This window comes from Shewanella oncorhynchi (genome assembly GCF_030848765.1).
GTDB classification, from domain to species: Bacteria; Pseudomonadota; Gammaproteobacteria; order Enterobacterales; family Shewanellaceae; genus Shewanella; species Shewanella oncorhynchi.
The window spans coordinates 2571515-2586156 of sequence record NZ_CP132914.1 but is presented as its reverse complement, the minus strand read 5'-3'; the positions used below and the strand labels follow the sequence as shown (position 1 = coordinate 2586156).

Here is a 14642-nt window from a genome sequence, read left to right as displayed (position 1 = left end):
TTGTTGTGTTAATTTATCTTGTTTACTTTCGTTGCGTTAACTTCTCTTACTGAATAGGCGCTAAATTCAGTCTAAGTTAGACTTCGTAAGTGTTAACAATATCAATGCGTTTTGCTGCATCCAAATCGATACGACCACTATTGGCGATATCAAGAAAATCGAATGCAGGTAGATTGGCTTCAGCAACATCACCACGCATAGGCGCATCTGGGTCACGTGTTAGAGACACAAAGTCGAATTGCTCACGGTCAACACCCTGTGATGGTGCGGTGTTTTGCATGGCGGTGAAAATCGTTTCAATGCGTCCGGGGTATTGTTTATCCCATTGATTTAGCATGTCTTTGACTGCGGCGCGCTTTAAGTTTTCCTGTGAGCCACACAAGTTGCATGGAATGATTGGAAATTCTTTTAAGCTGGCATATTCTTCGAGATCTTTCTCGCGACAATAGGCTAGGGGACGTATGACGATATTAGCGCCATCATCCGACAGCAGCTTTGGCGGCATTGCTTTCATTTTACCGCCAAAGAACATATTTAAGAACAAGGTCTCAATAATGTCATCCCTGTGATGGCCTAGGGCGATTTTAGTGGCGCCGATACGCTGGGCAAAGCCATAGAGCGTGCCGCGGCGCAGGCGAGAGCATAGGGAGCAGGTGGTTTTACCTTCAGGAATTTTGTCTTTCACTATCGAGTAAGTATCTTTCTCGAGGATGTGATAAGGCACATTGAGCTTATCGAGATAGGCGGGCAATACATGCTCAGGGAAGCCTGGTTGTTTCTGATCTAAATTAACCGCAATGATTTCAAACTGAATGGGCGCGCGTTGCTGCAGATTCATCAAAATATCGAGCATGGCGTAGCTGTCTTTACCACCACTGAGGCAGCACATGATCTTATCGCCATCTTCAATCATATTGTAATCGGCAATCACGCTACCCACTTCACGACGAAGCCGCTTCTGTAATTTATTCAGACGGGTAGTTTGTTTTTTTGATAATTCTTCCGGCATAGGATTTACCGTAACTTCAGATATAGCTTCAAGCATAAAAAAGCGCCCAGTAACACAGTTTCAGGGCGCGTATTATTCCAGCTATCTTTGGCGGGGTAAAGAGCCGCGTATTGCTTAGGCTTCTTCTAACGGTGATTTATAACCGTCGGGCTTTATAGCCAATAAATCGCAGTTGATGCTATCGATAACATGTTCAGCTGTATTGCCTATCAGTGCTGCTGAAAATCCGGTACGACCGACAGTCCCTAGGATCACCAATTCAGCATCAAGTTTTTCAGCAAGCTCAGGGATCACATCCTCTGGTAAACCTTCTTTTACATGGCAATGACTTGGATTAATATCATAAGCGCCAGCAAGATAACTCACGCGCTGCTCATGCTGCATGCGAATGGTTTCGTTGTATGACTGAGCATCAAAGTCAGGAAGCTCGATGGCTAAGTTAACTGGCGTGCCGGGATAACCATTAACTAAATGTACTTCAGCAGAGAACTTTTTCGCCAAATCTTTTGCATGTTCAATAATTTTACCGTTAAGCATTTGATGATCAGTATCTTCGGTTGCCACATTCACAGCACAGAGGATTTTACCCGTGGCTGGCCAGTCATGGGCTTTCACCATCAACACTGGCACAGGGGCTTTACGCATCAAATGCCAATCAGTTGGAGTGAAGATCACCGCCTTGAGTTTGTCGTGGGCATGGGTGCCTTTAACAATCAAATCGTATTGCCCTGAAATAGCATGATTAATAATGCTTTCAAAGGGGCGGTTATGCCAAATGACTTGAGTATCGATATTGAGTTGCAGATGAGTATAAGCGGCGAGTAAGTCTTGGATCCAAGCGAGCCGTTGATCTATGACACCTTGACGCATGGCTTCGCGTTCTTGATTCGACAGAATCGAAGTCATTTCGTAAGAGAAGTCGAAGATAGAAAGAAACACAGTGACTTGAGCGTTGCATTTATTGGCCAAGGCGACCGCTCGTGCAAGGGCAACTTGATTCTCAGTGGTAGGGTCAACCACAACCAGTATTTTTTGATAATCCTTCATGTTTGGTTCCTTTAGTCATAGGCTCAATATCATCATGAGCCTTTGGCAGTGAGCTGTATTGTTCTAGATCAAACTCATTTGAAATTGATTAAAACTCGCTTAAAAATCATGCCTTAATCTGCATGACATGTCTAGCAAGCACAGCTTTTACCATTAAACTGTTATGCTATTGGCGACAATTATTTAGGCTTGACCTCTTACTGTTAATGCACTTGCGATTGACTATCTCGCGATGCGAGAATTACCCGCTAACAGATTCAGCTCTTGCGAGTCGAGGATAGTGATGTACTTACCCTTAACCTCAATCAAGCCTGACTTTTGGAAGCGTCCAAGTAAGCGGCTGATGGTCTCAACGGTTAAACCGAGATAATTGCCAATGTCACCACGGGTCATGGTTAAACGGAATTCTTTGGGTGAGAAACCACGGCTGCCGAAACGATTTGCTAAATTACTGATAAACGCTGCTAGACGTTCTTCGGCATTTTTCTTACTGAGCAGCAGGATCATTTCTTGATCGCTCATGATCTCATTACTCATTAGACGCATGATCTGCTGACGTAACTTAGGCATAGTGCCCGAAAGTTCATCGAGGATATTAAAGGGGATTTCACAAACCATTGAGGTTTCGAGGGCCTGTGCAAAACTCTGGTGCAACTGAGCGTGAATACCATCAAAACCAATCACATCACCCGCGAGATGGAAGCCTGTTATCTGCTCATCACCTTGCTCGGTAATAGTGTAACTTTTGATGGTGCCAGAGCGGATCGCAAACAGGGATTTCAATGCATCACCTGACTTAAAAATTTGCTCGCCTTTCTGGATTGGCTTTTTACGCTCAATAATATCATCGAGCTGATCTAGCTCACTTGCATTGAGGGTAAAAGGAATACAAAGGGTACCCATACTGCAATCGTGACAATGGATTGTGCATCCGCTAGCGGCAGGACGACGATTCTTATTTTGTTCAATTGTCATGTTGATTCTCAAGTTTATCCACTGCAACCATGTTAAACCAATTCACTCACTTGGGCTAGTTTAGCTGCGCGAGTGCGATATATAAAGTTTGACCACCAAAGGCGATTAACAGTAAGCCGCTCAATAGTCTAACGGTTTTCTTTTGTACCCATGCAGCAAGGCGTTTTGCCGCCACGCCAGCGCTTAATAGGGCGGGTAAAGTACCCAAGCCAAAGGCTAACATAATCAAGGCGCCTTGGCTGGCAGAGCCAGATGCAACCGACCAAGTTAAGGTGCTATAGACGAGGCCGCAGGGGAGCCAGCCCCAAATGAATCCCGCCATGACTGCTTGGCTCGGATTCTTGATTGGAACAAGGCGCTGCGCTATGGGTTTTAAATATTGCCATAGCCATTGACCTACACGCTCAATTTGCACTATTCCAACCCAAATTTTAGCGATGTAAAGTCCTGTTGCGATCATCATCAGTCCGGCAATCATGCGCAGGACAATCAGATAAATATCCAGTTCAAATAAGTGACCAAGACCTGCCGACGATGCGCCTACTAAGCCGCCCGCTAAGGTGTAACTTAAAATACGGCCTAAATTGTAACTCAGTAAATATTTAAGCTGATGGGCCAGCTGGTTACCTATTTTAGGATGAGGAATTTGGGCGGAAAAAGCACCCACTAAACCGCCACACATACCAAAACAATGTGCAGCTCCCATCAAGCCGACGAGAAAGGCACCGGTGACATTGTACTCAATCACAAAGGCATGCCTTTTTGCTGATTTTTTATCGCTTGCTGCGCTGCGATGTCATCATGTTCTGCTGTTGACTGAATGGCGGGGGTGGCTAGATGGCCAGGTTTGTCAGTATTTTCATCAAACAATATAGAAACACTTTGACGGTCAAGATCATCAAATTGCTCAGATTTCACTGCCCAAAAAAATACCATTACCGCAATGGCGACGAAGATCATGGCAATGGGGATAAGCACATAAATAATTTCCATAATGACCTCTTACTATCTGGTTAAACGTTTTATTATGATCACACTTTTACCCGTAATAATCTCAGGCTATTACCGACCACAATCAAAGAACTCGCCGACATGCCAATCGCGGCAATATAAGGTGCCACATGACCAGTGACAGCTAAAGGCAAGATAAGGGCGTTGTAACCCAGCGCCCAAGCTAAATTTTGTTTAATAATTTGCGTGGTCAGTTTAGCGACCGCGACAGCTTGGGTGAAACGGGATAGATGATCGCCCAGTAAAATCAAATCGGCACTGTTTTTGGCAATCGCACTGCCACTGCCCATGGCGACCGACAAATCAGCCCCCGCAAGTACTGGCGCATCATTGATGCCATCGCCAAACATCGCCACGCGAGTATGCTGTTGTAATTTCGTTACTAGGGCAAGTTTACCCGCGGGGGTTAATCCGCTGTGCACATCTTCAATTCCCAGCTCTTTGGCCAATTGATGCACATGTCCGGAGCTATCGCCGCTGGCGATACTAATGCGGCAACCTTGTTGCTTTAATATCTCAATCGTGGCCTTACTGTCTTGACGAATATTGTCTTGGATCTCAAAACTTGCAAGCACTTCAAGCTGCTCATTGGCTGAGCGTGCTAACCAAATCTTTTGGGTTGGGTCCTGAGTATCGACACGTGCACCAGTAAATACAGCATTACCAATTAAATAATCAGTCCCCTCGATACGGCCTCGAACACCAAAGCCGACTTCATGGTGAACTTGTTCTGCGACCAAGGTATTATCGGCAAATAGGGCAAATGCAGCCGCAATCGGATGACGAGAGCCCGTTTCCAGCGCTGCGGCAATCGCTAAGGCCTGCGTCTTGGTTAAATCGGCCATGCACTGCGTTTGCCCGATAGAGAGCGTACCACAGGTAAGGGTGCCAGTTTTATCAAAGACCACATGCTTAATCTGCGGCAGTTTTTCAAATACGCCGGCTTTGCGGGTAATGATCCCAAGACGGGTAAAAATGGCGGTTGCACAGGTGACGGCGGTCGGTGTCGCTAGCGCTAAGGCACAAGGACAAGTCGCGACCAGAACCGATAGCGTTACCCAAAAGGCATCCTCTGGGGAAATCTGTTGCCAAACCAAATAGGTGATCGTCGCGATTGTTAGAATCGTACCCGAGAAATAGCGGGATAATTTATCGGCTAATAGGGCTATCGCAGGTTTTGTATTGGATGCCAGTTCCTGCAGTCGAATAATTTCAGCCACGAGTTGGTCTTGCCCCAATGCGGTAACTTTAACTTTTATCGGTTGGTCGACGTTGATAGTACCAGCGTACACTTGCTGATCTTGCTGTTTTTCAATGGGCATTTGCTCACCTGTGAGCATAGCTTCATTGATATTTGTGTGGCCTTCAATCACCACACCATCGGCCGCAACCATTTCCCCTGGTTTCACAAGGATCACATCATTGAGGCGTAACTTTTTGGCCGGAATTTCTTCTTGACCATTTTCGGTGACTAAGTGTGCAGTGAGCGGCACCAGTTTATGTAAATTACTGGAGCTGACCGAGGCCTTTTGTCTTGCTTTTTGCTCGAAGTAACGCCCGAGTAACAAAAAGAAAGTAAACATGGATACGGATTCAAAATACACTTCGCCTGTGCCATTCACTGTGGCAAAACAGCTTGCGGTATAGGCACCACCAATGGCAATAGAAACAGACACATCCATATTGAGTTTGCCACTGAGCAGGGTACGAATGGCACTAAAATAGAAGGGCTGCGCCGAATAAAGCACCACAGGCGTGGCAAAAATCATGCTGACCCAGCGGAAATAGTCCCGATACTGCACGTCTAAATCAGTGAAGTAGCCAGTATAAAGGGCGAGGGCGAACATCATGACTTGCATAGTCGCAAAGCCAGCTAAGCCTAAACGCAGTAAAAACTTGCGGCTATTGAGTTTATTGTTGAGCTCTTGTTCGTCAACTTGGTAGGGCGCGGCTTGATAGCCGATACGACTAATTTGTCCGAGAATATCGCTAAGTTTTACCTTGCGTTTATCCCAACTGATCATGGCGCGTTGGGTGGTTGAGTTGACTAGCACTTGGCTCACGCCCACAAGTTGTTTGACTTTGTGTTCAATTAACCAAGCACAGGCGGCACAGGTGATACCATCGATGGAGAGTGACACTGATTCGACATTGTCCTCAGAATGCACAAAGTCTTGCTGCACTTCGGGCAAGTCATAGGCGCTAAATTGTGTTAATGCTTCGGGGACCAGGGCATTCTGTTTACTGCCAGGTTCAGTGCGGAACTTGTAATAACTGAGTAATCCCGCATCGACAATCGCTTGAGAAACCGCCTGGCAGCCAGGGCAACACATCAGTTCATCACGGTCATTAATGCGAGTCACAAACTGCTGGCCCGTCAGAACGGGCTCTTGGCAGTGAAAACAACTTGGATACGTCATAGCGCTACTTATTTAACCACAATCAATTCAGCCAAAGTTGGACGTGATCTTTTAATTCAACGCGTTGGTGAATTCGCCATTTACCGTCGTAACTTTCGAGGCGAACTTCCCAAGGGCCGGTTAGGGTAGTAGGAATGGTAATCCGATACACATTACTGGCATCGGCCGTAGCAGTGAGTTTCATATCTCTGTCGGCAATGGTTGGATGATAGAACTCGACTTTCAAGGCGGCTTGATATGCAGGTCCCCCTTGCTGCGTCAGTAAAATCTCATTATTGGCTTGATCGAGTGAAAAATTCATGCCTATTTGTTTGGCATACTTCACTTTACTTAAGTCCATATTAATGGCTTTGCCATCTTTGTAGTAATCCTCGGCGACTAAGGAGTCCGAGTTCGTAAGGGCAATTTTTAGCGTGGTAAAACTTGCGACGACGGCACATAAAGGAAGAATAATTAAAAACCAAGGCCAGAACTGCTTATACCAGGCTTGTTGTTCGCTCATGTCAGATACCCATTCAAAAAATTTGCGCCATTTTACCGTTAAAAGACGGTTTTAGCACTTTAAAAAAAAGGCCTCGAAGTCTTCGAGGCCTTAGTGTTACTTATACCTAATTACTTGTTTGACAAGCTATAAACATAAGCTGTAATGACGTGAACTTTCTCTTCACCGAGAACGTCTTTCCACGCTGGCATCACACCTGCGCGACCATGTTTAATGGTCTCTTCGATCATGCCACGGCTACCTCCATATAACCAAACATCGTCAGTTAAGTTAGGAGCACCCATAAACTTGTTGCCTTTAGCGTCCATACCATGACACGCGAAACAACCTTTCATGAATGAGCCTTGACCTTGGGCAGCGAGTTTCTCGTCATGCTCACGACCAGACAATTTAACAACGTATTCAGCTAAACCAGCAATCTCGCTATCTTCGATTGGCAAACCGCCTTTGGGTGGCATCATGCCATGACGACCAGCCATGATAGTGGTCTTAATCGTGGCTAATTCACCACCATATAACCAGTCACCATCGGTAAGATTAGGGAAGCCTTTGCTACCACGTGCATCAGAACCATGGCACTGAGCACAGTTTTGCAGGAACAAACGGCCACCCACTTTCAACGCTTCTTGGTTTTTCACTAATTCTTCTAGTGGTGTTGCCAAGTAAGCGGCGAAGATTGGGCCATATTTTTCATCAGCGTGTTTTACTTCTTGATCATACTGAACATAAAGACCTTCTTTTGCTGCTAGCTCAATCGCTGCAGCAGAATCGGCTTTAATGCCACGCTCTGTACCGATACTCTGGTTAGAACTGGTCCAGCCTAATAGGCCTTTATAGTTACCTAAACCAGGAAATAGGGCCAAATAGATCAAACCAAACACGATAGTGATATAGAACATATAACTCCACCATTTTGGCAGTGGGTTATTGAGTTCTTCAATACCGTCGAAACTGTGACCCATGGATTCGCCTTCTTTTACGTCAGTGGTGTTCTTAGAACACACACGCAGTAATAGAAAACAACCCGCGATCACGACTAACGAGAGTACAGTAATCCAAACACTCCAGAAGCTACTCATCACTTATTCTCTCCTGAGTCCTTCGATACCTTGTTGACTTCCTCATCGGAAAACACAAGGTTAGCTGCTTCATCAAATGATTTTTGACGACGCGAGCTATATGCCCAAGCAAATATACCGACGAAGGTCAGCATCACAATGATGGTCAAAATGCCTTGTAATGTGCCGTAATCCATATATTGCCTCCTTATTTGAGTGCGTGACCCAAAGACTGAAGATATGCAATCAAGGCGTCCATTTCTGTCTTACCTGCAACAGCTTGCTGTGCGCCTGCGATTTCTTCATCGGTATAAAGATCATTACCTTTGTAACCACCTTTATGCAGGTTACGTAGGATAGTCATCTTGTCACCCGTTAGTTTGCCGTCTAACTTGTTTTCAGCTAACCATGGGAACCCTGGCATATTCGATTGAGGAACTACAGCACGAGGATCGATTAAGTGAACTTCATGCCATTTATCGCTATAACGACCGCCAACACGTGCAAGATCAGGACCCGTACGCTTAGAACCCCATTGGAATGGATGATCCCAAACTGATTCGCCCGCGACAGAGTAGTGACCATAACGCTCAGTTTCTGCACGTAAAGGACGGATCATCTGGCTGTGACAGTTATAACAACCTTCACGAACATAAATGTCACGACCTTCAATTTGCAGGGCAGTGTATGGCTTTAAACCTTCAACTGGCTCAGTCGTATCTTTTTGAAAAATCAACGGTGTGATTTCAACGAGACTACCGAAGCTGATAGCGATAACGGTAAAAATCGCTAACAAACCGATGTTTTTTTCAACTATCTCATGATTAAATTTCATCGAGTTTGCTCCTTTAAGCCGCTGTTGGTTCAGCCAATGCTGGCAATGAATCTTTAGAGGCTTTCACAGTACGGATCACGTTATATGCCATGATCAGCATACCGGTCAGGAAGAAACAACCGCCAAGGAAACGTACGAAGTAGAAAGGATAAGAAGCTTCCAGACTTTCAACAAAGCTATAAGTCAAAGTACCGTCAGCATTCACTGCGCGCCACATCAGACCTTGCATTACACCTGAAATCCACATTGAGACGATGTAAAGCACAGTACCAATAGTCGCTAACCAGAAATGGACGTTAATTAACTTGATGCTGTACATACGGCCGTGACCGAACAATACAGGGATCAAGTGATACAGAGAACCGATTGACACCATTGCAACCCAGCCTAGCGCGCCGGAGTGAACGTGACCGATAGTCCAGTCTGTATAGTGTGATAATGCGTTAACTGTCTTAATTGCCATCATAGGGCCTTCAAAGGTAGACATACCGTAGAAAGACAGAGAAACAACTAAGAAACGTAACACAGGGTCAGTACGCAGTTTATGCCAAGCACCAGACAAGGTCATGATACCGTTAATCATACCGCCCCAGGAAGGTGCGAATAGGATCAGTGACATCACCATACCTAAAGACTGAGTCCAGTCAGGTAACGCTGTGTAATGTAAGTGGTGAGGACCAGCCCAGATATACAGTGCGATCAGTGCCCAAAAGTGGACAATAGAAAGACGGTAAGAGTACACAGGACGACCTGCTTGCTTAGGTACGAAGTAATACATCATCCCCAAGAAGCCTGCGGTTAATAAGAAACCTACAGCGTTGTGACCATACCACCACTGCACCATAGCATCGACAGCGCCGCTATACAGAGAGTATGACTTGAACAGACTGACTGGTACTGCCATAGAGTTAACTATGTGTAGTACGGCAACGGTAATAATAAAGGCACCAAAGAACCAGTTCGCCACATAAATATGCGAAGTTGTTCGTTTGATAATAGTACCGAAGAACACGATAGCGTAGGACACCCAAACGATAGTAATTGCGATATCGATAGGCCATTCTAATTCAGCGTATTCTTTTCCTTGGGTGAAACCCATTGGTAAAGAGATAGCTGCTGACAGAATGATGGCTTGCCATCCCCAAAACGTAAATGCGGCTAACTTAGGTGCAAATAGTCGGGTTTGACAGGTGCGTTGTACGACATAATAGGATGTTGCAAAAAGGGCTGATGTACCGAACGCGAAGATCACCGCATTGGTGTGTAATGGTCGCAAGCGACTATACGTTAACCAAGGAGTGTCAAAGTTCAGCTGAGGCCAGATTAACTGAGCCGCAATTAATACGCCGACTGACATACCAACAATACCCCACAAAACTGTGGTTAAGGCAAATTGGCGGACAATGGCGTAATTGTAATCAGCGCCTGTTGGCTGGGAATGGTTCATCATAATGCTTCCACTGCTTATTACTTTTACTTTTAGTAAAGACAAGCTTTACCTGTTATAAATGACATAAAACTCAGCCTCCCTATTAAGGTTGCTGAGCGATGTCAATGCGTTACCCTGCATATTTTTGCTCAAATATGAGGTTTCGCAATGATACTTGAGCCATATCAAAAAAGATACCAAAGAAGGGGTGTGGAAAGTTGATCTAGATCAACCTACGCCATAGAATGTTAACATATTGCATCATAAGGTTAATCTTTGTGCTAACTCGTCTGAGTCCCTATTTATTTATCGCATTATTTAGCTTCAATCTCACAGCTTGTAAGGAAGATGCAAAGCAAGTCACACTTAAAAGCAGTCTTGATCCTTCACTTTGCCAATTTTCTAAGGGGGATTGTGTTAAAAAAGTTGAGGATGTTGAGCTCACTTTTCGCTTGTCACCAGAGAGTGCACCAAGCGAAAAGCCATTGACATTACAGTTGTTATCTTCCATGCCAATTTCTAATGTGCAAATCCGCTTAGAAGGAAGAGACATGTTTATGGGCGTTATTCCTGTAAATGTGAAGCAAACTGACGAAATGACTTATATCGGTCAGTTAGTCTATGGTTCTTGCAGTAGTGGCTACATGGTTTGGCGTGGCTTTGTGAGTTTTAGCGTTAATGGTGAAACTAAAACGGCTGTTTTTGATTTTCTCGCAGATGACAATGGTTAGATATATCTTTGAAAGTGCCTGATATGGATTTCTAAACATCAAGACAATCAACTATACAGATTAGTGATCCTTCCAGTTTTCTTTTACTTTGACAAAAATATCTACATTTTCAATAAAGAGCTGTAATAAGTGCGGATCAAAGTGTGTTGCCGCCCCTTTACGCATTTCAGCTAAAACCTCTTCTAAAGGCCAAGCTGTTTTATAGCAGCGGGCATGGGAAAGGGCATCAAACACATCTGCGATTGCCACAATCCGCGAGAAAATGTGAATTTCGTCTTGTTTTAGATTTGCAGGATAACCAGAACCATCATATTTTTCATGATGTTGCAGTGCAATAATTGATGCAGCCTTTAGTATTGGTCGCTCAGAATTTGCAAGAATTTGATGGCCAATCATAGGGTGCTGACGCATAACTTTCCATTCTTCGTCATCTAATTTGCCGGGTTTAAGTAGGACAGCATCGGGGATCGCAATTTTGCCTATGTCATGCATTGGTGAGGCACGGCGCAGTAAATCGGCTTCGTATTCACTTAAACCGGCGAGTAATGCTAATTGAGAACAATACTCCGCCATACGTTTCACATGATTGGCAGCTTCTTTCGAGCGGCTTTCAACAACATCACCTAAACGTAAAATAAGCTCTGATTGTGTATCTTCCACCTCCTGATTGAGCAGCAAATTTTCAAAGGCTATGCCCACGTTGATGGCAAAAATATCAATGAGTTTCTTATCAAGATCATCAATTCTATCAATACCATCCATATAAAGTAGATTGATTAAACCGCCTTTGGTGGGAAAGTAACCGATAAAACAATTGTCTTCATAAAGGCACCGCTGTTGGGTGAGCGCACTGCGCAGTAGACGATCAATATGTTCAGGTAGTTGCGTAATGTGGGATTTATTCGCAAATTGGCCAGTACCTGCAAGGATTTCTATATTAACAGGTTCAACATGACCACTAATTGCATCAATCGCATTACAAGTCAGCAGTAGCGTTTCTGAATCGAGATTAAGTAGAGTGGCCACTTGAGTCAGTAGCCCATCGGCGAATTTATGTAGGGTGCGCAGTTCAAATAATCCTGAGGTGGCTTCTAGTACTCTTTCTAAGCCCTTACGGTGATTTATTTGAGTGCGCCTTGCTTGCTCGATTTCCATGATATCGCGATAAGAGCGAAGGGCTGAGTAGACGCTGGTCATCAGCTTACGGGAATCCAGTTCAGCTTTTGCTTTGTAATCATTAATATCATAATTGACGATAACGTCTTCTTCAGGTGCTTGCCCTGGCTGGCCTGTACGTAAGATCAATCGAGTGGTTTTATTCAATAATTCTTCACGGATCCACTTTACTAGTTCTAACCCCGCATGGTCACTTTCCATGACAACATCAATAAAGGCAATGGCGATGTCATGTTCTTGATTGAGTAATTCTTTTGCTTGTTCGGCACTATAAGCATTGATAAAGGTGAGGGCACGGCCATCAAGTTTAAAGCGGGAGAGGGCAAGCTTAGTGACGGTATGAACATCAGGTTCATCATCGACCACTAATACCTTCCAAGGAATACCAGACTCTGTTGTCTCGGTAGACTTTTTACCGGAAAAAAGAGGGTTTTTCTTTGCAAGATCAATCAGCATCCGATACCTCATTCAAGTAAAAATAATGATCACATAATCAGTGTAGTAGACACATTTCAAAGCGGTGCAAAATCTTGCATAAAATAGCGAGGTAAGTGGCAATCCTTAAATTACATTGTTGATAACGATTCTCATTTGTGTATTCTATTAATATCAAACAATGATAGGGAGGGAAAGGGCATGACGAATCGAATTAACTTATCAATTTCAGCACATAAATTGGCACAGCTAATACATGATGGACACATCTGCGCATCTGACTTCACGTGCTTAGATAGTCAATCGAAACAGCAAGTGTGGCAGCTATGCTTGATCTGTTGCAAAAAGCGTATTACTTGTCAGCAATGTTCATTTTCAAGTTGCGCTAAAAATCTGACATATCTTGATGCCGATAAATAACATTATCGGCATTTGCGTTTAAGTATTATCATACAAGAAACTCTTATAATTCAGATGTAATATGCAACTTCCTCCAGTAATCCCGTTATTTGACTCATTTGAATTCATACAAGTTGGCAATAGTATTGTTAACCAATATATCACCCAAATTAGCATGAAAAAGGTGGTTGATGCGGGCTTAGTCATCGAGCATGCCAGTGATTGGCTATTTGAGCAAAAGCATAACGAAAACAACTATAAAGCTTATCGCAGTGAACTCACTACGTTTCTGCATTGGTGTTTTGATGTAGTTTCAATGTCTCCCATTCAAGTTACGCGCAAAGACATGAGCCGTTACGTTGATTATTGCCAAGCACCGCCGATAGCACTGATCGGTTATTTTAATGTGCCACAGTTTAAGTACGATAAACTGCATGATGAACGGGTTCCAAACTCGCAATGGCGACCATTTGTCGGCAAAAAACAACTCGGGCAAATCCAGCCTTATGTGTTAAGCGATAATGCGTTAAAAACAAAAATGGCCATTTTGTCTTCGTTTTATTCGTATCTGACAAGTGAAGAATATTGTGAGCGGAATCCTGCTCAAATCTGGCTTAATCACAGTCGATTTGCAGCAAACAGGCAATATCAGCGTCAAAGTCATGAAGATGAAAATAGTCTCGCATTCACTGAATTACAGTGGTCATATATTATGGCGACCGTTACTGGACTAGCAGAAGAATTTCCTGAGTTACATCAAAGAAGTTTATTCCTCATTATATTGATTTATTGCTGTTATTTACGCATTTCAGATGTGTCTGCACGTGCGGGTTATTCGCCGGTGATGAACCAGTTTAAACGTAATCAGCAAACGGGCATCTGGAGTTTTCATATTCCGTTGAGTAAAGGTGGTAAAAGACGCAGTGTTGCGATTTCAAAAGCCTTGCTCGATGCATTAGTCAAATATCGTCAGTTTTTAGGATTAACGGATTATCCAGGACCAAACGAAAATCATCCTTTGTTTGTACGGCATAAAGCTGCTGGACGCGGCCGAGATGTTGGTATCCTCAATGCCAATCTAGGCATTCGTCATGTTCGCGACGAAATTCAAAAAATAATTAATCTGGCTGCAGAACGTATAGAAATCGATGGCTTTACACAAGATGCGGCGCAGATGCGCAAACTTACTGCCCACAATATTCGTCACACTGGTATTACGCACGATATCAATATCAACCGCAGACCGTTATCCCATGTACAAGCCGACGCTGGCCACGAAAGTATCGACACTACATCGCAATATTTGCACACAAGCCAAATTGAACGTCATGAAAGTGCATTCAACAAACCAATCGACCATTTGAAAGGCATAGAGTGATTAGATACAAAGCTGCGCACAATGTATATTATGTTAAATGAAGAATATTTGCTACTTACTTAATCACTAGTGTGTTCGTGGCCACTCAAAATGAGATTTCGCAGCAGACTGAGATTTGCTTTTTTCGCCGATATCTTCTGGCCATCTTACCTGCTCTTATTTGGGTATTAGTACGATTAACTAAGTTTGTGCTTGGGGACTTGATGATGGTTTGTTGCTACCTCTCGTCGCGCGTGC

At 44.0% G+C, this 14642-nt stretch carries 15 protein-coding genes; 3 read left to right on the top strand and 12 right to left on the bottom strand.

The genetic code is table 11. The features are described 5' to 3' along the window. Positions 1 to 76 precede the first annotated feature (76 nt). The 11 genes from ttcA to ccoN form a co-directional block, all read right to left on the bottom strand. Positions 77 to 1045 carry a tRNA 2-thiocytidine(32) synthetase TtcA gene (ttcA, locus tag RA178_RS11690; protein WP_168827703.1) on the bottom strand — a complete coding sequence of 323 codons (969 nt, stop codon included), beginning with the start codon at positions 1043 to 1045 and terminating at the stop codon, positions 77 to 79. 78 nt (positions 1046 to 1123) lie between these two features. Continuing rightward, the gene (uspE, locus tag RA178_RS11685) at positions 1124 to 2056 is read right to left on the bottom strand and encodes a universal stress protein UspE (RefSeq protein WP_306681978.1); all 933 of its coding nucleotides are present in this window, start codon (positions 2054 to 2056) and stop codon (positions 1124 to 1126) included. Between the two features lie 222 nt (positions 2057 to 2278). Beyond that, the gene (etrA, locus tag RA178_RS11680) at positions 2279 to 3031 is read right to left on the bottom strand and encodes an electron transport transcriptional regulator EtrA (protein ID WP_006081599.1); all 753 of its coding nucleotides are present in this window, start codon (positions 3029 to 3031) and stop codon (positions 2279 to 2281) included. A gap of 55 nt (positions 3032 to 3086) precedes the next feature. Next, positions 3087 to 3779 carry a sulfite exporter TauE/SafE family protein gene (locus tag RA178_RS11675; RefSeq protein ID WP_263186626.1) on the bottom strand — a complete coding sequence of 231 codons (693 nt, stop codon included), beginning with the start codon at positions 3777 to 3779 and terminating at the stop codon, positions 3087 to 3089. Then, a complete protein-coding gene (gene ccoS / locus RA178_RS11670) occupies positions 3776 to 4024 on the bottom strand; it encodes a cbb3-type cytochrome oxidase assembly protein CcoS (protein ID WP_028759970.1) in 249 nt (82 codons plus the stop codon). Before ccoS ends, RA178_RS11675 begins: the two co-directional genes overlap by 4 nt. 38 nt (positions 4025 to 4062) lie before the next feature. Beyond that, positions 4063 to 6462 (bottom strand): heavy metal translocating P-type ATPase, encoded by a 2400-nt coding sequence (locus tag RA178_RS11665; protein WP_306681977.1) that lies wholly within the window; start codon positions 6460 to 6462, stop codon positions 4063 to 4065. 22 nt (positions 6463 to 6484) lie between these two features. Beyond that, positions 6485 to 6964, bottom strand: a complete 480-nt coding sequence (locus RA178_RS11660) for a FixH family protein (RefSeq protein ID WP_113940485.1) — start codon at positions 6962 to 6964, stop codon at positions 6485 to 6487. Positions 6965 to 7074: 110 nt separating this feature from the next. Further along, positions 7075 to 8043: a cytochrome-c oxidase, cbb3-type subunit III gene (gene ccoP / locus RA178_RS11655; protein WP_263201014.1), complete on the bottom strand. Its 969-nt coding sequence runs from the start codon at positions 8041 to 8043 to the stop codon at positions 7075 to 7077. After that, complete coding sequence (locus RA178_RS11650) at positions 8043 to 8219, bottom strand: CcoQ/FixQ family Cbb3-type cytochrome c oxidase assembly chaperone (protein ID WP_028759966.1); 177 nt, start codon at positions 8217 to 8219, stop codon at positions 8043 to 8045. The genes ccoP and RA178_RS11650 overlap by 1 nt, the downstream gene beginning before the upstream one ends. A gap of 11 nt (positions 8220 to 8230) precedes the next feature. Beyond that, positions 8231 to 8857, bottom strand: a complete 627-nt coding sequence (gene ccoO / locus RA178_RS11645; protein WP_028759965.1) for a cytochrome-c oxidase, cbb3-type subunit II — start codon at positions 8855 to 8857, stop codon at positions 8231 to 8233. 13 nt (positions 8858 to 8870) lie between these two features. Beyond that, complete coding sequence (ccoN, locus tag RA178_RS11640) at positions 8871 to 10307, bottom strand: cytochrome-c oxidase, cbb3-type subunit I (RefSeq protein WP_028759964.1); 1437 nt, start codon at positions 10305 to 10307, stop codon at positions 8871 to 8873. Between the two features lie 224 nt (positions 10308 to 10531). Here ccoN and RA178_RS11635 point away from each other — a divergent pair, with 224 nt between their 5' ends. Then, a complete protein-coding gene (locus tag RA178_RS11635) occupies positions 10532 to 11017 on the top strand; it encodes a hypothetical protein (RefSeq protein ID WP_371134911.1) in 486 nt (161 codons plus the stop codon). 60 nt (positions 11018 to 11077) lie between these two features. Here RA178_RS11635 and RA178_RS11630 read toward each other — a convergent pair whose 3' ends face one another. Beyond that, positions 11078 to 12649, bottom strand: coding sequence for a DUF3369 domain-containing protein (locus tag RA178_RS11630; RefSeq protein ID WP_113940482.1), 1572 nt, complete (start codon positions 12647 to 12649; stop codon positions 11078 to 11080). A gap of 180 nt (positions 12650 to 12829) precedes the next feature. Between RA178_RS11630 and RA178_RS11625 the strand changes: the two genes are divergently transcribed. Together RA178_RS11625 and RA178_RS11620 are read left to right on the top strand one after the other, a co-directional pair. Next, positions 12830 to 13048 carry a hypothetical protein gene (locus tag RA178_RS11625; RefSeq protein ID WP_105252484.1) on the top strand — a complete coding sequence of 73 codons (219 nt, stop codon included), beginning with the start codon at positions 12830 to 12832 and terminating at the stop codon, positions 13046 to 13048. A 61-nt stretch (positions 13049 to 13109) separates the two neighbouring features. Then, positions 13110 to 14405 carry a tyrosine-type recombinase/integrase gene (locus RA178_RS11620; protein ID WP_306681975.1) on the top strand — a complete coding sequence of 432 codons (1296 nt, stop codon included), beginning with the start codon at positions 13110 to 13112 and terminating at the stop codon, positions 14403 to 14405. The last annotated feature ends 237 nt before the right edge of the window (positions 14406 to 14642 follow it).

What these genes read in the sequence shown, in the direction of transcription:
- ttcA (WP_168827703.1), bottom strand. Translation starts at nt 1,045, where the DNA reads ATGCTTGAAGCTATATCTGAAGTTACGGTAAATCCTATGCCGGAAGAA.
- uspE (WP_306681978.1), bottom strand. Translation starts at nt 2,056, where the DNA reads ATGAAGGATTATCAAAAAATACTGGTTGTGGTTGACCCTACCACTGAG.
- etrA (WP_006081599.1), bottom strand. Translation starts at nt 3,031, where the DNA reads ATGACAATTGAACAAAATAAGAATCGTCGTCCTGCCGCTAGCGGATGC.
- ccoS (WP_028759970.1), bottom strand. Translation starts at nt 4,024, where the DNA reads ATGGAAATTATTTATGTGCTTATCCCCATTGCCATGATCTTCGTCGCC.
- RA178_RS11665 (WP_306681977.1), bottom strand. Translation starts at nt 6,462, where the DNA reads ATGACGTATCCAAGTTGTTTTCACTGCCAAGAGCCCGTTCTGACGGGC.
- RA178_RS11660 (WP_113940485.1), bottom strand. Translation starts at nt 6,964, where the DNA reads ATGAGCGAACAACAAGCCTGGTATAAGCAGTTCTGGCCTTGGTTTTTA.
- ccoP (WP_263201014.1), bottom strand. Translation starts at nt 8,043, where the DNA reads ATGAGTAGCTTCTGGAGTGTTTGGATTACTGTACTCTCGTTAGTCGTG.
- RA178_RS11650 (WP_028759966.1), bottom strand. Translation starts at nt 8,219, where the DNA reads ATGGATTACGGCACATTACAAGGCATTTTGACCATCATTGTGATGCTG.
- ccoO (WP_028759965.1), bottom strand. Translation starts at nt 8,857, where the DNA reads ATGAAATTTAATCATGAGATAGTTGAAAAAAACATCGGTTTGTTAGCG.
- ccoN (WP_028759964.1), bottom strand. Translation starts at nt 10,307, where the DNA reads ATGATGAACCATTCCCAGCCAACAGGCGCTGATTACAATTACGCCATT.
- RA178_RS11635 (WP_371134911.1), top strand. Translation starts at nt 10,532, where the DNA reads ATGTTAACATATTGCATCATAAGGTTAATCTTTGTGCTAACTCGTCTG.
- RA178_RS11630 (WP_113940482.1), bottom strand. Translation starts at nt 12,649, where the DNA reads ATGCTGATTGATCTTGCAAAGAAAAACCCTCTTTTTTCCGGTAAAAAG.
- RA178_RS11625 (WP_105252484.1), top strand. Translation starts at nt 12,830, where the DNA reads ATGACGAATCGAATTAACTTATCAATTTCAGCACATAAATTGGCACAG.
- RA178_RS11620 (WP_306681975.1), top strand. Translation starts at nt 13,110, where the DNA reads ATGCAACTTCCTCCAGTAATCCCGTTATTTGACTCATTTGAATTCATA.